Below are 22891 nucleotides of genomic sequence, written 5' to 3' on the forward strand. Positions count from 1 at the left end.
TGTAAAAAATGCCCTTTTATTGTTTCTAAGCCTGCTACTCTTTTCGCAATGCTCTAGTAGTAATTCGGAAGAGCAAGCTATCAAAGAAAAGAAGCTACAAAAGCAGGAATTACTAAATAATCTTAATGTTTTTGCGGCTCTGCCAAACAAAGTTAAGGACTCGAAAAACAATACCACCACTCCCAAAAAAGTAGCTCTGGGCAAACTCCTTTTTTATGATCCAATCTTATCTGGTGATAAAGACGTGGCTTGTGCTACCTGCCACCACCCCGATAATGGCTATGCCGAATTTAGAGATTTGTCAATAGGCGTAAACGGAAAAGGTTTTGGCAGCAAACGAGTTTTCAAACAACCAAACAATATACCTTTTGTCAAACGGAATGCCCATACCATACTAAACACAGCCTTCAACGGCATTAACACTAAAAATTACTACTCGCCAGAAGATGCCCCTATGTTCTGGGATTTACGGTCAAACAGCTTAGAAGAGCAAGCCTTACTGCCTATTAAAACGTATGAAGAGATGCGAGGCGACCATTTTTCAGAGGAAGGAATTCTTAAAGAAATAGTTACACGGCTGAAAAACATCCCCGAATACACTTTGCTCTTTAAAGAGACTTTTGACGAAACTGAGCCTATCACAGAAGAAAACATTGGAAAGGCCATTGCAGCCTTTGAAAGAACGCTAATAGCCACAGAATCTAGGTTTGACCAATACATGCGAGGCGACCATAATGCTATTTCACTTTCTGAAAAAGACGGCTTTGATACGTTTAAAAAAGTAGGCTGCGGAAACTGTCATAATGGAGCTATGTTTTCAGACTTCAAAGCTCATACACTGGGAGTTCCTGCAAATGAGAAATTGACAGCATTTGATTCGGGGATTGACAGTACTTATGCCTTCCGTACTCCCACCTTAAGAAACCTAAGATTTACAGCTCCTTACATGCATAATGGCAGCTTCAGTAATTTAAAAGAAGTGCTAGAGTTTTACGAAGACATAGCCGACGGTAAAGAAAAACATGAAAAAGTAGGCCATGCCCAAATGGACACACTGGTAAACGAATTGAAATTAAAAGTGAAAGATATGGCTCCTATAATTTCATTTTTAAACACCCTAAACGACTCCAATTTTGACAAAGAAATACCTGTTAAAGTACCGAGTGGTTTGCCCGTTGGTGGTAACATTGAAATTTAGCTTAACCTATTACCCCAAAGAGTTCTATTTAAAACTCTTTCTCGCCAAATTCACTTGAAGGTAATTTGACCTTAGTATCTCGCTGATTAAAATTGAAACTTAAGTTTAGCAGAACAATATTCGTTTCCTGAATATAATTAGTAGTAGTAAAAAAGTTAGCTCCAGAAGTCGTGATTCGTTGTTCATTCACTCCCATATTCCCAAAAGCCATGTTTTGCCACTGAGCACCAACAGTCATCTTATTATTCATAAAACTTTTCTTAATAGAAAGATTCGGCTGATAAAAACGAGAGTCTTGACCCTGTGCCGTATTTCTGGCAGACATATAAGAAAAGTTAAATTGAGAACTTAAGCTCGGTGTTATTTTATAAGACAGATTTGAGTTTAAAGAATAAACCCAACCTCTGCTAGCTACATTTACGGCATTTTCAAAAAGCATTCCGTCTATATTTAATCGGTACACATTTCCTCCCACAAACCATTTTAACTTCTTAGAAGCCGCCCAAGTCAGCCCTAACTCCGATCCCACTAAATTTGCCACACCAGCATTGGTATAAATTCTGTTCAGAATAGTGTCGTTATAAACGCTGTTTACCCTATTAACAATATCCGTAATATACTGATGATAAAGATTCAGGTAAACAGAAAGCTTTTGGGCATCTTTACTAATTCCCACCTCCGTAATGCCTATAAACTCGGGTTTAATTCTAGGGTCGCCTTGCTCCAATGTTTCAGAATGCTCTCTTTCTGGATATGGATTCAGCTCGTTATTGGTGGAACGCTGCACCCTTCTGCTATAGCCGGCTTTCAACCTCCACGCATTGCCTAGACTGTACATAACATTCGCCGATGGAAAGAGGTTTGACAAGTCAAGGTGAAAATCGTCAGACTTTCCATCTTTAAAAACCCTGTCCGACTTTTCGTATCGTAATCCAGAGCTAAACTCTAGTTTGTCAAATTTGGCACTGTACATCCCATAAAGGCCGTGAATTCTATTTTCCACCCTGATATCGGCACTGAAAAGGTCATTCTGAACAAATGGAAGGTTGTTTCCACTTCGTTCCAAATACCTAAAAACGCCGTCTTGATTTTGAAGCCTGTATTGATACCCAAAAGCAAGAACACCTACCTTAATTGGTTTCTCATAATCTACTTTTAGGCGTAAAGCATTTAAAGGATTTTGACCTGTATTAAAAGTATATTGAAGTGTATCAGAATAGTCTAGAGGATTTAAATTCCTGTTTTGGGTATTCCCATCGAGTTGAGCATTCTCTAACAAACCAGAAAGACTTATTGACGAGCGGTCTTCAAACTTGTGTAAATAATCTAAATTATAAACCTGAAAATCTCCAGCCTTCAATACTTGGTTTCCATTATAATAAGAAAAAGCACTAATTGGCTCGCCAGAAGTAGCGTTCTCCTTTGTATTATTATAAACTATGTTCGCCGTTCTATACTGTTCACGGCTTCCTAAATATACGCCCGCCGTAAGTTCATTATTGACATTTAGGTTATACGTTGCATTTGCCCTTAGGCCATAACTCTTCCTAATAAAACTTCTTTCGCCTTCGCTTGGGAAAATGGTTTTTACGCCATTCAGAATGGTAAAAACATCGCCCTCTCTCCTGCCTGCTATGTCGTTTTGAAGATAATTAAGACCAACATTCAGTTCTAACTTCTCTTTCCTGTAGCTCAATGTAGCATCTACACCATGCCTTTGAGGTTCTGTTTCATTGAAATAAGCTTTTATTCTTGGCAAACCGTATTGCACATTTGTGAATAGGCTCAAACCATCCATCGCTCCCTTTTTAGTGACAATGTTTAATATCCCTGCCTTCCCGTCTGCTTCATACCTAGCAGAAGGCACAGAGATAATCTCCACTTTTTGAATGGTATTTGCCGGAATTTGCGATAAAATAGTGGCTTGGTCCAAAGCACTCGGCTTTCCGTTCACCATAATCACAAAGCCCTTTGAGCCCCTTACGGAAATTTCACCTTCCACATTAATCATGACAGAAGGGATATTTTTTATCAAATCAGAAGCTGTGCCCCCTTTTGCCACCTCAAATTGTTCAGAGTCAAAAACCTGCTTCTCCAGGGTAGTAACCATATTAGGTTTTATACCCGTGACTATAAGCGTTTCTAAAAGCTGACTAAGTGGAGCTAAGGCTAAAGCTCCTAAATTAAAATTATTTTCTGTAGTATTAATTTCAACAGATTTTGGGGCATAGCCCACGTACTCTATCTTGATAATATAAACCTCGTTGGTAGAAGTTTCTATTTTAAAACCTCCATCATCTGTGCTCTGAACGCCTGTAATTAATTTACCTTCTTTTTCCAGTTTAATAGAAGCAAAAGACAAAGGTTCGTTGGTTACAGAATCTATAACAGTTCCTGTAAGTGTGTGAAACGTTTGAGATGTTGCTGAAAAAGAGCATACAAATAGTAAAACGGCAATGCTTACTGAAAAAGCTTTATTCATTTTAGGAATTATAATTTCAACGAAAATAAATGATTCCCTGTCTTTAACTGTCCTATGAAAGTCTAATGAGACAAAATGATCCCACTTTTGGCTAATTCATACTCTGAAAATAAAAGGTAAACAGCCTCTTACCAATTAAAAGCCCCCAATACCATTTAAAATAATTAGCGAATCACTCGTCCGATTCTAGTGGACAAGTAGCTGTTTTTAAGGTAAATTGTATTCATAATCAAACAAGATAGACATGATATTAACAACTACAGAAACAGTTCCTAACCAAGAAATAGCTCAAATTTTGGGCGTAGCTAGGGGCAGTACCGTTAGAGCAAGAAACATTGGCCGAGACATTTTTGCTGGCCTTAAAAACATTATAGGTGGTGAGATAGAAGAATACACCAAACTTCAGGCTCACGCTCGGGAACAAGCCATGCAAAGAATGGAGCAAGATGCTCAACGCCTGGGTGCAGATGCGATAGTGAATATACGTTTGGCATCATCCATGGTTATGCAAGGTGCCTCAGAAATATTGGCCTATGGTACGGCCGTAAAATTTAAATAATATGAACGACATGGAATCAGTACTCATCACTATAGCCCTTGCTGTATTTATATACTTGGTAGTGAGAAGAGTTAAAATAAAAGACCAAGAGAATTTCGAAAATCGTGATAATTAACCAACGGAGACCGTCTTATTTAGACCGGTCTCTGTTGGTTTTACCTACTTAATTTTGAAACTCTAAGCTCAACATAATGAATGGACCAACTGCCTTTGGGTCGTTGGCTCTAATTCTTTCTTCAATATAGTATTCATAAGTACCATCTCTATATGGTTTCCCTCCAAGGCCTGCTCCCGCACAGCCTTTAATGATATCAATATTGCCATTCTCATTTTCACGAATAAATTCATCAAAAATGCCTTCATAGGCTTTTTGAGCGACAGCCTCATAATCTTCTGATATATAACCTTTGTTTAATGCTTTTTTCAAAAAGTAAACAAACATGGTACTTCCCGTAGATTCTAAGTAATTATCATCTCTATCGGTCACATCCATTACTTGATACCAAAGCCCTTTTTCTTCATCTTGATAAGTCACCAAAGTCTCCGCCAGTTCTTGAACAATACTCACTACAAGCTTATGGTCTGGGTGCTCCTCAGGAAGGTAATCTAACACATCAACCAACGTCATGGCATACCAACCTAAGCCACGTCCCCATACATGAGCCGATTTTCCGGTGGTTTTATTTGCCCATCGTTGCTCTCTGCTTTCATCCCATCCGTGGTGATAAAGTCCGTTTTCTGGATTTTTATTATACTTCTCTATCAGCTTGATTTGTAAAGTAACTTCGTCAAATAATGCAGGCTCATTAAATTCTGAGGCATATTGAGCTAAAAATGGAGATGCCATATATAAGCCATCTAGCCACATCTGATGCGGATAAACCTTTTTATGCCAAAAACCACCCTCTGCAATTTTAGGATGATTCCTCATTTGCTCACGCAATGTTTTTAGAGCTATCGCAAATTTCTCTTCTCCTGTTTCCTTATACAGTTCAAAAAGAATTTTACCTGTATTGACAGCATCAATGTTATACTTTTCAGCATTATAGTCACTAATTACGCCATCATCAGAAATCATCAAATCGGTATAATCGCTGATATATTTTTTTAGTTCCTTATTTCCTGTAGCTTTTTCCAGTTGCTGCATTGAAAGAAGCACCAAACCGTGGCAGTAATTCCAACGAGGCCTTGTAGAAAAATCTAACATCCATGCCTCAGGGTTCCTTTGCATCTCCGAGATAGCCATTTTTTCTGCCCATTCTATTGGCTCCTGCCCTATGGTATTCTGACTACTCATAACCGCTAAACTTAGCAAAAAGGCGATTTTAAAAACATTCTTCATTCTGTACTCTTTTATTTTTTATTTCAATTTTTAAAAATCAGGTGGACTGAAATACATATCCTTTCCTACTTACATTAATACTTAACTTTTGTTTTTAAGTAAACTTCAAAAACAAACGCAAAATATAACAAATAATACAAAATCAGATGCCGTCTATTTCTTTTCTATTAAGTATTCGAAATGGAAAAGCGTTTCTTTACAAAAGACGCTAAAAGGTTACTTTAAGGGATATCAAAAAAAAATCTGTTTGCTGCAATCTTACAAACACCTATTTGGTCTATTGAACCGATTAGAAATTGAATAAAAACCTTAAATTGTATAATCATTCAACCTTATAAATTTCTTATGGCAGAAATTAAACTAAAAATTAACGGTCAAGACTATCAAACAAACATTGACCCGACTACGCCCTTGCTCTGGTATTTGCGTGAGCACGCCGACTTGGTTGGTACTAAATACGGCTGCGGAATAGCCCAGTGCGGTGCCTGCACAGTACATATGGATGGCAACCCAATACGCTCTTGCGTAATGCCAATATCAGATGTAGCAAATGCAGAAATAACTACCATAGAAGGACTTTCAGAAAACGGAGACCATCCTGTGCAAGAAGCTTGGAATGAGTTAGACGTACCACAGTGCGGCTACTGCCAAGCAGGACAAATGATGACTGCCTCGGCTCTTTTAAGAGATAATAAAAAGCCGAGCGAAGAGGAAATTGAAGCGACTATGTCGGCTCATATATGCCGATGCGGTACTTATCACAGAATTAAAAAAGCGGTAAAATTAGCAGGAGAAAAAATGGGACAAGCAATGTCAGATGATTGATGTTTAGAAGCCTTTTAATACAACACCAGACATCCGACAAAAAACTCTCTCCCTCAAAACTGAAACAAAAATGAATAATAAACATACAAGAAGAGGTTTCCTTAAATCAGCATCTGTACTTACAGGTGGCTTGGTAATAGGTTTCCATTCTATAAATAAAGCTGTAGCCGCAGAGTTAGTAAATCCGTCGGCCATTAGTCATGAGTTCAACTCTTTTCTGAGCATAGCTCCAAATGGGAAAATCACTATTTACTCACCTAATCCTGAAATTGGGCAAGGAATAAAAACGGCATTTCCGGTAATTGTGGCTGAAGAGCTTGATGTCGACTTTAAAACTGTTGATGTGGTACAAGCTAATTTCTCTGATAAATTTGAAAGACAATTAACTGGTGGAAGTGGTGCTATAAGGCACTCATGGGATAGGTTAAGAACTGCCGGTGCCACAGCCAGAGAACTATTAAAAGAAGCTGCCGCCAATAAATGGGGCGTGGCAGTTAGCACATTGAAAACAGAAAACGGTCAAGTAATTTCTGCCAATGGCAAAAAAATAAGCTACGGCGAACTGGTAGAAGATGCTGCCAAATTAACTCCACCTGCTGATGTAGTTTTAAGAGATGCCAAAGACTATAAGCAAATAGGTGGCTGGCATGCTGGTGTAGATAATAAAAACTTACTGGTAGGTAAACCACTTTTTGGTATTGATTTCAAAAAAGAAGGTATGGTCAATGCTCAAATTCAGCGACCAAAGGCTTTTGGTATGAAACTCAAATCGTTTGACGCTAGGGAAGCCCTAAAAATGCCAGGGATAATTGACGTAGTTTCATTTGATAACAATGTGGCCATAGTAGGTAAAAGCACTTGGGAGATAATGCAGGCCCGTAAAAAAGTGGATATTGTTTATGAAAAAGATGGTGACCTAGAAAGCTCTAAAGACCATAACAACATTTTCAAATCGCAGCTAAACGACCCAAAAAGCGGTACCGAAATGCGTAGAGATGGTGACCCAGAAGCTGCTTTTGCGGCAGCTGATAAAGTGATAGAAAGAGAATATCAATGTCCTTTCTTATCGCACAGCCCCATGGAACCTATGAATTTTTACGCCAATGTAAAAGCTGATGGCACGGTAGAATTAGCCGGCCCTACACAAACGCCAGGCAGAGCGGTGGGCTCTATTTCAAAACTACTAGACATTCCTCAAGACAAAATAAGTTTGGAACTCACCAAAATGGGTGGTGGTTTTGGTCGTAGACTTGATGACGGCTACGCTGTGGAAGCTGCTCAACTTTCTAGCATTATAAAAATGCCGGTGAAAGTTACCTGGACTAAAGAAGATGATATCACGGGCGGTTATTACAGACCCGCAGTTAGGTATAGATTCAAGGCTGCCGTTAAAAATGGTCAAATCACAGCCTTTGCTTTAAAGGGAGTAGGTATGAATGCAGGAAACTGTACGCGTCAAGATAATTTCCCTGCTGGTGCTATTGACAATTTATTGATAGAATCTGTCAATTATAAATCGCCTATTACCACAGGCCCGTGGAGAGCACCTATCACTAATTTCTTGGCTTATGCCGAGCAATCTTTTATTGACGAAGTAGCTCACACCATGGGTAAAGACCCTGTAAAATTCCGCCTTGAATTGCTAGATAAAGTAATGAAAGCCCCTGTAGGAAAAGTAAATTACGAACCTGAAAGGTTTAAAGCAGCCATAGAATTAGCCGCCGAAAAATCTCAATGGGGTAAGAAAAAAGGTGTGTCCCAAGGTTTCAGTGTGTATTTCTCGCACAACTCTTATGTAGCACAAGTGGCCGAAATGAAGAAAGTGAAAGGAAAGCCAGCTCTTACTAAAGTGTACGCTGTAACAGATTGTGGTATTGTTATCAATCAGTCTGGTGCTCAAAACCAGATTTATGGTGCAGTAATAGACGGAATAGGCCATGCGATGTATGGTAAATTAAGCTTTACTAAAGGAGAACCTGACCAGAAAAATTATGATACCTACCGTCTTATCAGAATGAATGAAATTCCGGAAGTAGAAGCGTATTTTGTGGATAATGGCAAATCACCAACTGGACTTGGAGAACCTGCTCTCCCTCCTACTGGCGGAGCCATCTCCAATGCCATAGCAGCAGCTACAGGAAAACGCCTCTACAGCCAACCTTTTAATGTGGAAGACAAAGAGGTGGAGAATTACATGTAATTCTTTGAAACTGTTAGCGTAGAGACTTTTGACTTATTGAAATCCTGCCCTCTGGGTGGGATTTCTTTTTTGACAGCGGAGTCAAATAAAATGCTTTCGGACAAATACTTTTGAGACAAACCATAAAAGCAGGCCAAAGAACACAAAACCTACAGCCACAAATAGACTAGTAGAATCTCCCTTGCTTGCATTTTCAATGCTTTGAAAAATCCAATGCGTTGGTAAAACCCCGAAAAAGTGCTTGAAACTTTCAGGAACAAAAAAAGCGGCGATTGGCACTAATACCAACATATTTAATGCTTTGATATAAACCATGCCTTCCAATCTATTTTGCACTATTGCATTTATAGTCAGCACATATACAGGCACTACCAAAGCGGCTAAAAACGAGATAGAAATATTAGCTCCAATACTAATGTCAAAGAATGGCTGTAAGCTAAACAAAAGCACATTTAGAAAAACTGTAAAAAAGAAAGGGATAATGAAACGTGATAATAAGTACTCCAACCTTGACAAAGGCACTACACCATAAACCTTGGCAACATCAGTTTCCTTTTCGTCTATTAAAACCATGGAACTTATAAAGCAAAAAGCTTGGGTATTTTCTATTACCGCCACCACCAAAAACAATGGCAAGTAAGGCTCTAAAAAAGAATATTGACTTACCAAATATGGCACTCCCCATATTATCAAAGCAAACAGAACAAGCGGCAACCCCAAAAAAGGTCTTAAGGAAGGGTCTCTAAAAATGATTTTAAAATCGGTTAAGGCTAGTTTTAATATCTTTTTCATAACAATTATTGATGAACCACCTTATTTTTAAACCTATTAAAAGCCAAATAATAGAATAGCGGAACCATGAGAAAAATAGACAAATAGGAATACACAAAACTTATTTCAGTGCCGCTAATAGCAGTATCTATTAAGCCTAAACTACCCTCTATTGGAAACAAATATTTCACAAAACCTAAGTCTATAGCTCCCAGATAGTTTAATAAAGGCACATTTATAAATACCAAAAAGATAGGTACCGACATCATAGCAAACTTCAAAAAATCGCCCGCATAAGTGAGCATATAAAGCCCGAGTAAAGAAGACAAAACACAAATACCAAAAGAGCCTACGGTATACGATAGCATATCAAAATCAAAACCTTTTATGGAAATGGCTAAGGCCAAAGAGCAAACCAAACCTATCAATGAAATAGAGATAACCTTGGCCAAAACAATAGCATGCAGGTTTACTGGAGTCACAAAGATGGCTGGTAAAACCTGATGCTTTATTTCGGTATAAATAGCTAGACCAATAAAAAAGAAGCCAATAACAGAAGGGTCATTTAGAACTAGTGAAACCACTAATTTATCTAAAGGGCCAACATCTCTTAAAAAATACAGTAGCACTCCATATATCAGAGTTACCACAAAACTGATGGTGATAATGCTGTTTTTCTGCAAAAGCAAAAACTGCCATTTTAATTGTGTAAAAAAGCTACTCATACTTTAAGTGATTTACCAGTTACACGTATAAAAACCTCCTCTAAAGTAGCCTCTTGGGTATGAATTCGCTTAATCTCGTCTTGCTTAATAAAAGCCATAAAATCTTGATTATTGCCCAAATTCTTTAACGGAAACTCTTTAGTACTGCCATTATAAAGTTCTACATCTACTCCTTCTCTTCCATATTGTTTCTTAAGGTTTTTAGGCGTATCAGTCACTTGCAATTCCCCATCCACTATGAAAGATACCCTATCGCAAATTTCATCGGCAGTTTCCATGCTATGCGTGGTCGCAAAAATGGTTTTCCCCGCAGCTTTTAAATCTAAAATATGCTGCTTTATTTTATGGGCATTAACTGGGTCAAGCCCAGAGGTAGGTTCATCAAAAAACAAAATGTCAGGGTCGTGCTGAATGGCTCTAATAAAATTGAGTCGCATTTTCATGCCTTTAGAATATGCCTCTACCGGCTTATTCATATCTGCCGTCAAATCTACCATTTCAAAAAGCTCTTCCACTTTTCTCATTTTTTTACTTTGATAAAAGGACGCAAACAAGTTTAGGTTTTCCTTTCCTGTAAGCTTTAAGTAATGATTTGGCAATTCGAAACCCACCCCTATTTTCTCAAAATACGAACTATCCCACTCCGCTAAATCTTTACCCTCTATCTTTACTAAGCCCTGATACTCATTGTAAATCTTATAAAGTACTTTCTGAGCTGTGCTCTTACCCGCTCCAGATGGCCCCAAGAAACCAAAAACCTCCCCTTTTGCAATATTAAAACTTAAGCCCTTTAATGTTGGACCATCATTTTGAGGATATTGAAATACCAAATTCTCTACTTGAATCATAATCTAGTTTTTATCAAATGTCGGTTTAACCAATAAGATATAATCATCCACCATATTTATCAGCTGCTCATGTTTACCTTTATACACAGGCTCACTATTCACGATGTTTTTTTTTGGGTTTATGATGCCCTTATATTCCATTTGTTCCTGAATACTCACACCAACTTTATAAAGCATGAAGCCCATTATTTCGGGCGAAACATCATTTCTAAAAAGACCTTTTTCAATTTCAACTTTGACCATTTCCTCAAAAGCTAAAACCGAACTACTCAGCATCTCTGTATAAAGGTGCTCTATGCTAGGCGACTGTAAGTTCTTTATAAGGTTAAAAAGGAAATGGCTATGTAAAGGACGCTCTTTATCAAATTCTAAACCTGCTCTAAATAAAGCTTTGAAGAAAGTCCAAAAGTCAGGAAAGCTTTCTCTTTCTATACTGCCTACATAGTTTTTCTTAGCATCCCCACTCTCTTTTAAAAGGTACAAAAACAAGTCAAGCTTATCTTCAAAGTATTGATAAATACTTCCCTTCGCTATCCCAAGCCGCTTTACCACTTCAGAAATAGATGCTTCATCAAAAGGTTTAAGAGCAAACTCTCTAAGAAAAGCCTCCGTGATAAGTGTTCTTTTCGCTTCGCTAATATTAAAAAAGGTTTCTTTTGGCATACATTATGACTAACTAGTCACAAATATAATAAACAAAATGACTAGTCAGTCACTTTGCAAAAAAACAATATGTGGCAACAAATAGAAACACCTATATTTACTTTCAAAAAATCTATTTCCTTACTTAAACGTAACTTGTATATTTAGCACTCAACTATACTTAAGCTGAGCAAAAAGAGTTAAAGTATTTAATAAACCAGATAAACATGATTTTAAGAAACACACTTTCCATAGCCATTTTGGCAATTTTCAGTTCTTGTGCCACATCTTCCTCAAGTTCTAGCACATCAAAAGCTAGCAGCACCTCTACCGAAGCTGTTTATTGGGTGAATGGCAAAAAGTCTGACTGCGTAGGAGTCGGCAGTAAAGACTGCTTGGAGATTCAAAAAGGAGACACAAAAAGTGCGAGCAACTGGAAACCTTTCTATCAATCAATAGATGGTTTTAACTACGAAGAAGGTTACGTTTATAAGCTTTTAGTCAAAGAGGAAAATGCTTTAAAACCAGTACCAGCAGACGCCTCTTTCAAAAACTACAGGCTAGTAAAAGTTATGCAAAAAGAATATCAGCCAAAACTACTTCTTGATAACAAATGGACACTAATTGAGCTAAAGAATGCTCCAGTCATTGGTGAAAACAGCCCAACGATAGAGTTTCATCTTGATTTAAGAAAAATGACAGCAACCGATGGCTGTAATAGCCTAGTCAGTGAAATCAAATCTGTCATGGACGATAAGATTAACCTTGGTAATGTTATTAGCACAAAGAAAATGTGCGAAGAAATGGAACTAGCTAACCAATATGGTCCACTCTTGAGTCAAATTAACTCTTACAAAATAGAGGACCAAAAACTTATCATTTACGACAACAACAACACCGAAATACTAGCTTTCAAAAGAAGTAACTAATTGTTACTTCTTGTACTCAATTTTAAAAATTGTACCGTTTAAATCGTCGCTTACATAAAGCTCACCGTTAAGCCCAATAGCCAAACCGCAAGGTCTATGCTGAATAGGTCCTGATGGGTTTGCTAAGTCTACACCAGCAAAGTTATCTGCAAAGATTTCCCATTTTCCTGTAGGCTTACCTTTCTTAAATGGTACAAAAGCAACGAAATAACCTTTCTTAAGCTCAGGAGACTGACCATGAAAAGCTACAAACGCTCCATTTCGATATTTCTTAGGGAAAGAATTCCCTGTGTAAAACAAAAGGTCGTTAGGCCCTAAGTGAGCAGGAAAAGCCATTATTGGGTCAATAGCATCTTCGCCACCTGTCTTCTTCCCATTCCCACCGTACTCTGGGGCCAGTATTTTCTTTTTCTGCTTTTGGTCGTAATAAATATATGGCCAACCTGCATCATCCCCTTTTTTCAATTCGTACATGGCTTCGGCAGGTAATTCTGCACTTTGTTTTGCAGTATAGTATTGAGGATAGAAATCGTGAAATTGCCCACGGCCGTGAACCACCGTAAATAAACTGTTTGTCTCATTATTCCAATCTATTGCCACGGCATTTTTAACACCTGTAGCATATCTTGTTCCATTAGAAAAACTTTGGTTTAAGATTCGTCCGTTAAATTTCCAGATACCACCCGCTACATCCAAGATTGGACAAGGCATCATACCTACTCCACTTTCAGGTTCTCTGCATGGGTCGTTCCAAGAGCCTACTGTTACATAAATATTATCATCATCATCCAAAACAAATGGCTTCGCATTATCTCTTCCCTTATCTATTAAACCACTTACCATTTTATCCGGCTCTTGGTCTTTAGGAAAATTGTAATTCTTATCTAACTCATACCTGTATATGGAAGTATTAGAAGAGTAGTACAAATACCTATCATGAGCTACAATACCGGTTCCTACTTCTTCTCCTATGACTCTTTTCTCATCTATAATACCGTCATTATTAACATCCTTTAAAAGTAAAAAACCGTTATCAGACTTTCTATTTGCGTAGATATCGCCATTTTTCGCAACCGTCAGGTGTCTTGGAGAGCCTAGATCTTTGGCAATCACATTGACAAAAAAGCCTTTTGGTACTATGATATCAGATGACTTAGTTTGAGCAGATGAAGAAAAAGAAATGCCAATTAGAAAGCTAAGGCCAATTATTGACCTTTGAGTATTAATTTTCATGTAAGAGTTAATTAGTGTAATTCTCAAAACGGTCGCAAAGTTACATTAAGCTGCCATTTAATCAATTTCTTTTCAACTACCGAATCTGCCTTTTCAGCTTCCAATAGCCCTAAACACAAGACAATCTTGCTTTTCGTATGGCTTTCATACTCGTTTTAAGCCCTCTTATCTATGGCACTGGCTTGCAAAACATTTTATTCCCTAATTTCATAACACAATTCAACCTCAATAACAGTTATGCAAACAAAGCTCTTTTCAAAATCTTACGTTCTTTTAGTATTCATCTTCTTTAGCTTCCAAAGTTATAGTCAAGAGCTTCCTGAAAATATCATAGGACATCCTCGCATAATGTTTTTAGAAAATCAGGAGGCACTGATTGAAAAGGCAATAAAAAAAAGTCCAATAAGACAAAAAGTACATGCATCCCTTATAGAGGAAGCTAACGAAATAATAGGATTACCAGATTTAGAAAGAATCCAAACGGGTCGCAGACTTTTAAGTGTATCCAGAGAATACCTCCGCCGTGTACTTTTCTTAGGCTACGCCTACAGATTGACAGATGAAAGTAAATATTTAAAACGTGCAGAACAGGAAATGCTAACTGTTGCAAAGTTTTCCGATTGGAATCCAAGCCACTTTTTAGATGTAGCCGAAATGACCACTGCTATGGCCATAGCCTATGACTGGTTTTATCAAGGCTTAAGTCAAGACACCAAAACAAAGGTTAAAACCGCCATTATAGAACTTGGTATTAATCCTTCTTATGAAAGTAAACACAATGGATTCTTAACAGCACATCATAACTGGAATCAGGTTTGTAATGCGGGCATGGCTTTCGGAGCACTTGCCATTTATGATGAAGAGCCTGAATTAGCAAGAAAGACTATTTCAAGAGCCATAACTTCCATTTCATTACCCATGAAACAATATGCTCCAGATGGAGCCTATCCTGAAGGTTATGCCTATTGGGGTTACGGAACCTCATTTAATGTACTTTTCATTGATGCCATGATGAAGGCTTTTAAATCCGATTTTGGTTTGAATAAGCTACCCGGTTTTGACAGAACTGCTGCTTATCTTATGCACATGATAGGCCCATCTAATGAGGCATTTAATTATTCAGATTGCAGCGACAACATTCGTATAAATCCTGCTATGTTTTGGTTTGCCGAACAAAACCAAGACCCTTCTTTACTCTTCTGGGAGAAAAAGATGATAGCAAATTCATTAGAAAAAAACATGAATAAACGCCTATCTCCTCTAATGATGATTTGGGGTGCCAATATTGATCTAGAAAAAGAGTTAGAGCCAAAAGAAAAAATTTGGACGGGAAGCGGCGATACTCCAGTAGCTTTGATGCGTAGCTCTTGGGATTCTGATGGCATTTTCATAGGCTTAAAAGCTGGCTCTCCACATGTAAATCATGCTCATATGGATATTGGTTCTTTTGTGATGGATGCCATGGGTGAGCGTTGGGCCATTGACTTGGGTTCATCTAATTATAACCTTCTTGAAAGCCAAGGTGTCCAAATATGGGGAAGAGAACAAGACTCACAACGATGGGATGTTTATAGGTACAATAACCTATCGCACAGTACACTATCGTTCAACGATCAATTTCAAAAAGTTTATGGCTTCGCCGATATTGATACAATTATTGACACCAAAACGGTCAAAGGTGCTATGACCGACATAAGTGCTGTATATAAAACACAAGTCAAAAGCAGTAATCGAGCTGTCGCAATAATTGATGACTCCTATGTTTTGGTTACCGACAAAATAGAAAACAACGGAGAAAGTAAAACGCTTCAATGGCGTATGCCAACTAGAGCCACCGTAAAAAACATTGAGGATTCATCAATCTTATTAGAACAAAATGGTAAAACACTCAAACTACAAGTTTTAGGAAAGCATAAAGTAAAAATGAGAACATGGAGCACAAAATCTCCAAATGCTTATGATGAAGCCAACCCGGGCTCTATCATAGTAGGCTTTGAAATGAACTTAGCCTCAAATGCACAAGAAATCATTCAAGTAGCTTTGATTCCAGAAAGCAATAATGCTAAAGTGAAATCAATAGACTGGAACACTTTTGATTGACTCTTAACTAAATAGTTTCAAAAAGGCTGGAGCATCACTTCAGCCTTTTTATTTGTCTTAACCTGCCAGTTCAATTTGCTCAACATCAATCCCCATCTAATATTAGTTTATCTACTTCACAGCTAATAAGTCAAGCCATTTTCTACTAATTCAAACTATATTCCTGAAATTTAAGCAACAAACTAAAAAACTATACATGTCGAAAATCATCATTTCCTGCTTTGCTGCCATGGCGATAATGGCTACATCCTGCGAAAAAACATCAGAAAATGTCCTTCTAGAAAAATGGTCTGGTCCTTACGGTGGTGTACCAGCTTTTGATAAAATGGAAGTGGGTCTTTTAAAAGATGCCATAGAGAAAGGTATTGCAAATCATTTAAAAGAACTAGACGAGATAGCCAACAATACAGAACCAGCCACTTTTGACAACACCATTTTAGCAATGGAAAAAAGTGGTACAGACCTAAATAATGTCTATCCATATTACGGAATTTATAACTCTAATACTTCGACAGATGAATTCAGAGAAATAGAAGGAGATTTGGCTGGTCAGCTTTCAGAATATAATTCGAAAATCACGCAAAACGAAAAACTCTTTCAAAGAGTAAAAACAGTTTATGAGGCGAGTTTAGAAAACCCATTGCCTGAAGACCAACAACGCGTAGTCTTATTGACCTATCAAAGTTTTGCTCTTAATGGTGCAGAACTCGATGATGAAAAAAAGAAAAGATATGCTGAAATAAACAAAGAGCTCTCTGCTCTTTCTACCACTTTTGGTAATAATGTGCTGCATGACGAAGAAGGTTACATCACTTATTTAGATGAAAACCAGCTGGGTGGCCTTTCAGAAGCATTTATTAAAAGTGCCGCCAGTGCGGCTGAAGCCAATGGTCAAAAAGGCAAATTCGCCATTACCAATACACGCTCTTCTATGGATCCGTTTTTAACCTACTCCACAGAAAGAGAGCTGAGAGAAAAGGTTTGGAAAAACTATTATGCCAGAGGCGATAATGGTGATGAGTTTGACAATAATACGGTCATTGTCAAAATACTTCAGTTAAGAAATGAACGTGTTCATCTTTTAGGTTTTGATAATTACGCCCAGTGGCGACTACAAAACCGTATGGCGAAAACGCCCGAAAATGCTTTGGCACTGTTAGATGCTGTTTGGCCTAGTGCCATAGCCCGAGTAAAAGAAGAGGTAAAAGACATGCAAACTGTGGCAGATGCTGAAGGTGCCAAAATCACAATAGAACCGTGGGACTATCGGTTTTATGCCGAAAAGGTTAGAAAGAAAAAGTATGATTTAGATAGCGATGAGGTAAAGCAATACTTGCAATTAGACAAGCTGAGAGAAGCCATGTTTTATGTGGCAGGAGAATTATTCGAGTTTAAATTTTCAGAAATTACTGATGGCAGTGTACCCGTATTTCATGAAGATGTACGTGTGTGGGAGGTAAAAGACAAAAACTCCGACAAACACATTGGCTTGTGGTACTTAGACCCTTACGCCAGAAAAGGAAAACGCTCTGGAGCATGGGCAACAACTTACAGAGGCCATACAAATATGGGTAAAGAGGAAACCGTTTTATGCTCTAACAACTCCAATTTTGTAAAAGGAGAACCAGGCGAGCCTGTTTTAATCTCTTGGGACGACGCCACCACCTTTTTCCATGAAATGGGTCATGCTCTGCATTATCTATCTGCCAATGTAAAATACCCAAGCTTAGATGGTAGTTTAAGAGATTATGGTGAATTTCAATCGCAACTATTAGAGCGTTGGTTAAGTACCGATGCGGTCATTGAGAACTATCTGGTTCATTATAAAACGGGTGAATCTATGCCGAAAGGTTTGGTAGCCAAAATTAAAGAAGCGTCTAATTTCAATCAGGGTTTTGGCACTACAGAATACATGGCGTCTGCTATTATGGATATGAAATATCACATGATGGACCCAGCAAACTTGGATGTAGATAGTTTTGAAAGAGAAACGCTAGAAAGCATCAACATGCCTAAGAAGTTAGTCATGAGACATCGCTCACCACATTTTAATCACGTATTCAGAGGCGAAGGCTATGCCACCGCTTACTATGGCTATATGTGGGCAGATGTTTTAACAGCCGACGCAGCAGAGGCCTTTGCCGAAGCTCCAGGAGGTTTTTACGATAAAGAATTAGCTAAGAAAATGAAGGACATACTCTTTGCTCCAAGAAACACCGAAGACCCTGCTGAAGCTTATAGAAGATTTAGAGGTAGAGATGCCACCATTGACGCTTTAATGCGTGATAGAGGTTTTGCAAAATAGATATTGAACAAAAACTGAATTGAAGGGGGGCTTCTTAGCTCCTCTTTTTTTGTGCTTTAGTAAAACTTCAATCAACTATATTTTTAGTTATGGAAGATTTGTACTATATTCAACTAAGCATTTAGTTCATATAAAACATGCAATCATGGCAGAAGTAGGAAACAAACAAGCTGGTAAACCAGATATGACCCCATTGGTAGATTTGGGCTTTTTACTCATTACCTTTTTCATTTATACCACCACCTTTAGCACGCCAAACACCATGGATTTAAATATGCCAAGCGACAAAGGGACTGAAGGTGCTCCCATCAAGAAGAGCAACTCTATGACCGTTATTTTGGGCAAAGACAATAAGCTTTACTGGCATCAAGAAGAGGTAGCTCTAGTAAAAGAGAACGACCTCACAGAAACAGATTTCTCGCCAGATGGTATTAGAAAGACCATTATGACTCTAAAGAAAGCGGCCATTGACCCTGAACTTTGGACCGTCATTATCAAACCCTCAGATGACTCCAACTGGAAAAACGCTGTTGATATCCTAGACGAAACCGCCATTGCGGGCTCTTCAAGAAAAGCTGTAGTGGAGTTAAGCCAGAAAGAGCAAGAGCTTTATGAGCTTATAAGTAATATGCAGCTATAATTTATTTCATCCAGACTACTTTGTGCTCGGGGGTATGTTCTTTACCTAAAATGTCTCTATATAAATCTGGTCTTCTAGCTTTTATATACCGACCTCCTCCTGATTTTCCTAATGCCTCCGGGTTCAAAGTAGCCATGGCTATTTCATTTTCAAACGAACGGCATTCCGCTATTACATCGCCATACGGGTCTATAATCATCGAATGTCCATTTTTAAGTTGGTCATCATCCATACCTATTGGGTTAGAAAACACGGCAAAAATGCCATTATCGTATGCTCGTGCAGGAAGCCATTTCATTAGCCATTCTCTTCCCTTCATTCCATCAAATTCCAGACGGAGTGATGTGAGGTCATTTTCTCTATTTTCCCAAAGTTGTGGGTCAACAAAACCCGCACCTGGTCTGGTAGAAGGCGTACACATGGTAACGTGCGGCATAAAAATAATATCTGCTCCCAATAGCCTTGTTGCCCTTACATTTTCAATAATGTTATTATCATAACATATCAAAATGCCGCATTTCCAACCTTTAATTTCAAAAACGCAATAGGAGTCACCGGGTCTAATATTTGGATTGATGAATGGATGTAGTTTTCTGAATTTTGCTACCAGTCCATCTTTATTCACACATACTTGTGCTTTGTATATGTCGTTATTTTCTGTTTTCTCAAAGAGTCCAGCCAAAATATGGATATTGTTTTGAGCAGCTATTTCTTGTAGCCTGCTTATAGCTTCTCCATTTGGTATTAATTCAGCCGTATTCAGCATTTCTTCTTTCGTCAGCTTTCTAGCATACGAATAACCATGAATACTGCACTCATGAAAAGAAATAACATCGGCACCTTCTTGGGCAGCTTTTTTCGTTAAATCAGCAATGATACTGAGATTGGCGTCCTTGTCTCCACTGTAATTCTCAAACTGAGCAGTTGCTATTTTTAGTTTTCTCATCGTTCCTTTTTTCTACAAAGTTTGAAATTGAAACTTTGTATAAATTGTAAAAAGACGACAAAATCACTTTAAGCCCACTAGGTTAACCGCCAAACTATTTGATTTCAGGTATTGGGAGGGAGTCATTTTAGTTAACCCTTTAAACTCCTTTATTAAATGTGATTGATCATAAAATCCATTTTCAAAAACAGCAAATGTCATATGCTCGCTTCTTTTCATATCACTAATAAAAGAATGAAGCTTGGCTATCTGAATATATTTTTTTGGAGATAGACCTACTTGTTCTGCAAACAGACGTTGCAACTTCCTTTTATGAAGACAAAATTGGTCATTGATAGCTCGAATACTTATATCACCTTTTTGCCTAATAATCTCATTTACTATCAGCGGTACTTTAGTTTTTTCGCCATCCTTTTGTTTAGTAAAGAAATCAAAAAAGTAGCTATTTAAGCTTCTTACTATATCTCCTAAACTTTTAGAGGCAACTATTCTGTTTTCAATATCTCTTATTGTATTTCCAAAAACATGCTCAGCTTCCACTATAGAATCTGTCAACTCTGTGCCTGGTACTTTAGTTAAATGATTTAAGCCAAAAGGCTGAAAGACCACCACAACAATCTTTGTTTCTGGAGATAAAGTAAGATCGATAGAAGAGCCAATTTGCCCTAAGATAATAGGCTTAGAAAGTTTATTTCCTCCAATTTCCTTAGCTCCACTCCCTTCATTTAATGTAAAAACAAGATTGGTATTGCCGTTGGCAAACAATCTATAGAGCACAGGCATGGCATCCACCACTTCCAGAAAAAGGTAGTGCTTAATAAAAACCGATAGTGCTATTGGAGCCTGAATTTGCATACATTTTAAGCTTCAAAATAATTGGATAAAATACATCACGCGAATAATAAAATACACCAAAGACAGTAAGGTATTTAGCAATATCATACGCCTTTCAAATCAAAGTCCTCCGTTTCTATTTTCTCAACACGCTTACCCATCTTTTTTTGAATAATATAGAAGTGATGCTCTTCTTCGTCTGTGACTAAAGAAATAGCTTCCCCCATCGCTCCTGCTCTACCCGTACGCCCTATTCGGTGTACGTAATCTTTAGGCGAACGCGGTAATTCATAGTTGATAACACATGGTAAAAAGTGAATATCAATACCCCTAGCCGCCACATCAGTAGCCACTAAAGCAGTCACTTCGCCTAACTTAAAATCAAGCATGGCTTTATTTCTAGCACTCTGAGTTTTCTTGCTGTGAATGGCACTTGCCTTAATGCCGTTTCTATTGAGCTTATTGGTAACATTATCGGCAGTTCTGATGGAAGATGTAAAAATCAAAACCTTGCTTATTTCTTGATTCTTGATAATATATCTAAGCAGCGGCCCCTTTCGCTCCATATTTACTATGTAGGCTATTTGCTTTATTTGCTCTACAGCATCTTCTTCCTCTTCTATTTCAATAGTAATAGGCTCAGTTAGCACTAACCTTTTAAGGTCAATAATCTTGGTATCTAGCGTGGCAGAGAACAGTAAGTTTTGACGCTTTTTAGGAAGTAGTTTCAGTATTTGGCCAAACTCTTCTTGGAAGCCTAAATCGAGCATTTTATCAGCTTCATCTAAAACCAAGGTTTCCACTTTCGCCAAGCTCACAGATTGACTCGAAATTAAATCAAGTAGCCTTCCTGGCGTAGCCACCAATATTTCAGTGTCTTTTAGCTGCACCATCTGCTGATTCACTTTTACACCACCATAAACGGCTAAGTTCTTGACCTCATCTTCCAGATTTTGTGTAAAGCCAGATATCACTTCCGATATTTGCATGGCTAGTTCACGTGTTGGTACCAAAATCAGTACTTTCAAGTTCCTCCTTCTAGAAGCCTTCATTTTTAAGAACCCTTCCAAAATAGGCAACACAAAACTGGCTGTTTTACCAGAACCCGTTTTGGCAATACCCTGAATATCTTTTCCAGATAAAACCGCTGGTATAGCTTCCTGCTGAATAGGATATGGTTTACCATAATTTTGGGCGGCTATCGCCGTCAATAATGGTTTTGACAGTCCTAAATCTTCAAATGTTTTCTCCGTACTCATAAAATTTTCTACTTGATACTGATTTCAGAAAGCAAAATTGCCTTTAATTTCTCTTAAAACCATTTATCAAGGCAATTTCTAACTAAATTGTAAAGGAATACACTAATTGACACAAAAACCTAGATTACTCTAAATGACACAAGTATTCTTACTGCTATGCCTTCTTTTCTTAGGAACAATCAGGTTGCCTTCCAATAGAACTAAAAGTTTCAAAGAAGATTTTGAGGCCTCGAAATCCAATTTCTTTCGAATTGGTTCTTCTGGTACAAAGGTTGATTTTAAACATACCATGGGCATACCATCACCCACAGAACAAAACACCAAAATTCTTTCCTTAAAACTTAATCCAGATGAACTGGCAGGTGCAGGAAAGGGTCCAGAAATAATATCAAAAGAGGAAACTCATTTTGGTCAATACGCCTCACGGCTCAAAGTGCCTGATGTAAAAGAAATACAGCCAAATGTAGGAGCTGTGGTGGGATATTTCACGTATCAAATGGACAAAGAATTAGGCTTAAGCGAGATTGATTTTGAATGGCTGATAGCTGACCCAAGAATTATTTATATAGGCACTTGGACTGGTCCGTCTGACAATTTGCAGCGAATAGGACGTATTATAAACTTGGCAGAAGGAAAAATTCTCAATACTATTGAGAAAGTAGGTCATGCAGGAATAGCTAAGAATTTAACTGGTTTACAAAACCAGCCAGAGAGTATACCTGCTATTAAGGATTATGATGCGTCTAAACAGTTTTATACCTATGGATTTGATTGGAAATCAGATGAGATGCGGTGGTGGATGATTCATCCAGAAACTTCCGACACCTTGGTACTTTGGAATTATAAAGGCTCAAAACTTGGTATACCGCAACATCCTTCTAAGTATCGAATGAACTTTTGGCATACCGACGAATGGTCTGTAGAAACCAATCCTAATTCCCTTGAAAAACCAAAATCTAAGTACGAGTTAGAAGTAGATTGGATGTCTTACCAACCTTTCTAATTTCAAACCATCTAGAAAAAACAAAGTACCTCAAACGGTCCATTTAACAT

The 22891-nt window shown here is 37.9% G+C and carries 19 protein-coding genes; 9 read left to right on the forward strand and 10 right to left on the reverse strand.

Annotated features, from left to right (window positions below; all coding sequences use genetic code 11):
• Positions 1 to 19: 19 nt before the first annotated feature.
• Entirely contained in the window at positions 20 to 1198 is a 1179-nt protein-coding gene (locus AC0L6O_RS16460; RefSeq protein WP_473303882.1) for a cytochrome-c peroxidase, read from the forward strand.
• 28 nt (positions 1199 to 1226) lie between these two features.
• Here AC0L6O_RS16460 and AC0L6O_RS16465 read toward each other — a convergent pair whose 3' ends face one another.
• Entirely contained in the window at positions 1227 to 3680 is a 2454-nt protein-coding gene (locus AC0L6O_RS16465) for a TonB-dependent receptor (RefSeq protein ID WP_473303883.1), read from the reverse strand.
• 244 nt (positions 3681 to 3924) lie between these two features.
• Here AC0L6O_RS16465 and AC0L6O_RS16470 point away from each other — a divergent pair, with 244 nt between their 5' ends.
• On the forward strand, positions 3925 to 4239 hold the full coding sequence (locus AC0L6O_RS16470; RefSeq protein ID WP_473303884.1) for a YbjQ family protein: 315 nt from the start codon (positions 3925 to 3927) through the stop codon (positions 4237 to 4239).
• 163 nt (positions 4240 to 4402) lie between these two features.
• On the opposite strand, the gene AC0L6O_RS16475 is transcribed toward AC0L6O_RS16470, so the two are convergent.
• Positions 4403 to 5581 (reverse strand): glycoside hydrolase family 88/105 protein, encoded by a 1179-nt coding sequence (locus AC0L6O_RS16475; RefSeq protein WP_473303886.1) that lies wholly within the window; start codon positions 5579 to 5581, stop codon positions 4403 to 4405.
• A 345-nt stretch (positions 5582 to 5926) separates the two neighbouring features.
• Here AC0L6O_RS16475 and AC0L6O_RS16480 point away from each other — a divergent pair, with 345 nt between their 5' ends.
• Entirely contained in the window at positions 5927 to 6406 is a 480-nt protein-coding gene (locus tag AC0L6O_RS16480; RefSeq protein ID WP_473303887.1) for a (2Fe-2S)-binding protein, read from the forward strand.
• Positions 6407 to 6476: 70 nt separating this feature from the next.
• On the forward strand, positions 6477 to 8606 hold the full coding sequence (locus AC0L6O_RS16485; RefSeq protein WP_473303888.1) for a xanthine dehydrogenase family protein molybdopterin-binding subunit: 2130 nt from the start codon (positions 6477 to 6479) through the stop codon (positions 8604 to 8606).
• Between the two features lie 81 nt (positions 8607 to 8687).
• Here AC0L6O_RS16485 and AC0L6O_RS16490 read toward each other — a convergent pair whose 3' ends face one another.
• From AC0L6O_RS16490 to AC0L6O_RS16505, 4 genes are read right to left on the reverse strand one after another with little or no spacing between them, the layout of a single operon-like run.
• Positions 8688 to 9398 (reverse strand): hypothetical protein, encoded by a 711-nt coding sequence (locus AC0L6O_RS16490; RefSeq protein ID WP_473303890.1) that lies wholly within the window; start codon positions 9396 to 9398, stop codon positions 8688 to 8690.
• 5 nt (positions 9399 to 9403) lie between these two features.
• Positions 9404 to 10102, reverse strand: coding sequence for a hypothetical protein (locus AC0L6O_RS16495; RefSeq protein WP_473303891.1), 699 nt, complete (start codon positions 10100 to 10102; stop codon positions 9404 to 9406).
• On the reverse strand, positions 10099 to 10950 hold the full coding sequence (locus AC0L6O_RS16500; protein ID WP_473303893.1) for an ABC transporter ATP-binding protein: 852 nt from the start codon (positions 10948 to 10950) through the stop codon (positions 10099 to 10101). The genes AC0L6O_RS16495 and AC0L6O_RS16500 overlap by 4 nt, the downstream gene beginning before the upstream one ends.
• Positions 10951 to 10953: 3 nt before the next feature.
• Positions 10954 to 11613, reverse strand: a complete 660-nt coding sequence (locus AC0L6O_RS16505; RefSeq protein WP_473303895.1) for a TetR/AcrR family transcriptional regulator — start codon at positions 11611 to 11613, stop codon at positions 10954 to 10956.
• Between the two features lie 206 nt (positions 11614 to 11819).
• Between AC0L6O_RS16505 and AC0L6O_RS16510 the strand changes: the two genes are divergently transcribed.
• Positions 11820 to 12521 carry a DUF4377 domain-containing protein gene (locus AC0L6O_RS16510; protein ID WP_473303897.1) on the forward strand — a complete coding sequence of 234 codons (702 nt, stop codon included), beginning with the start codon at positions 11820 to 11822 and terminating at the stop codon, positions 12519 to 12521.
• A 3-nt stretch (positions 12522 to 12524) separates the two neighbouring features.
• Here AC0L6O_RS16510 and AC0L6O_RS16515 read toward each other — a convergent pair whose 3' ends face one another.
• A complete protein-coding gene (locus AC0L6O_RS16515; protein WP_473303899.1) occupies positions 12525 to 13754 on the reverse strand; it encodes a PQQ-dependent sugar dehydrogenase in 1230 nt (409 codons plus the stop codon).
• Between the two features lie 237 nt (positions 13755 to 13991).
• Here AC0L6O_RS16515 and AC0L6O_RS16520 point away from each other — a divergent pair, with 237 nt between their 5' ends.
• From AC0L6O_RS16520 to AC0L6O_RS16530, 3 genes are all read left to right on the forward strand, one after another.
• A complete protein-coding gene (locus AC0L6O_RS16520; protein ID WP_473303901.1) occupies positions 13992 to 15854 on the forward strand; it encodes a heparinase II/III domain-containing protein in 1863 nt (620 codons plus the stop codon).
• Between the two features lie 196 nt (positions 15855 to 16050).
• Complete coding sequence (locus tag AC0L6O_RS16525; protein WP_473303903.1) at positions 16051 to 18159, forward strand: M3 family metallopeptidase; 2109 nt, start codon at positions 16051 to 16053, stop codon at positions 18157 to 18159.
• A gap of 145 nt (positions 18160 to 18304) precedes the next feature.
• The gene (locus AC0L6O_RS16530; protein ID WP_473303905.1) at positions 18305 to 18799 is read left to right on the forward strand and encodes an ExbD/TolR family protein; all 495 of its coding nucleotides are present in this window, start codon (positions 18305 to 18307) and stop codon (positions 18797 to 18799) included.
• A gap of 1 nt (position 18800) precedes the next feature.
• Here the strand turns inward: AC0L6O_RS16530 and AC0L6O_RS16535 are convergent, their stop codons facing one another.
• From AC0L6O_RS16535 to AC0L6O_RS16545, 3 genes are all read right to left on the reverse strand, one after another.
• A complete protein-coding gene (locus AC0L6O_RS16535; protein ID WP_473303906.1) occupies positions 18801 to 19745 on the reverse strand; it encodes a nitrilase family protein in 945 nt (314 codons plus the stop codon).
• 63 nt (positions 19746 to 19808) lie between these two features.
• Positions 19809 to 20600 (reverse strand): helix-turn-helix domain-containing protein, encoded by a 792-nt coding sequence (locus AC0L6O_RS16540; protein ID WP_473303908.1) that lies wholly within the window; start codon positions 20598 to 20600, stop codon positions 19809 to 19811.
• 83 nt (positions 20601 to 20683) lie between these two features.
• A complete protein-coding gene (locus AC0L6O_RS16545) occupies positions 20684 to 21838 on the reverse strand; it encodes a DEAD/DEAH box helicase (RefSeq protein WP_473303910.1) in 1155 nt (384 codons plus the stop codon).
• A gap of 133 nt (positions 21839 to 21971) precedes the next feature.
• On the opposite strand from AC0L6O_RS16545, the gene AC0L6O_RS16550 reads away from it, so the two are divergent.
• Positions 21972 to 22841, forward strand: a complete 870-nt coding sequence (locus AC0L6O_RS16550) for a glycoside hydrolase family 16 protein (protein WP_473303912.1) — start codon at positions 21972 to 21974, stop codon at positions 22839 to 22841.
• The last annotated feature ends 50 nt before the right edge of the window (positions 22842 to 22891 follow it).

Source organism: Arcticibacterium sp. GJ41-1 (assembly GCF_055808875.1).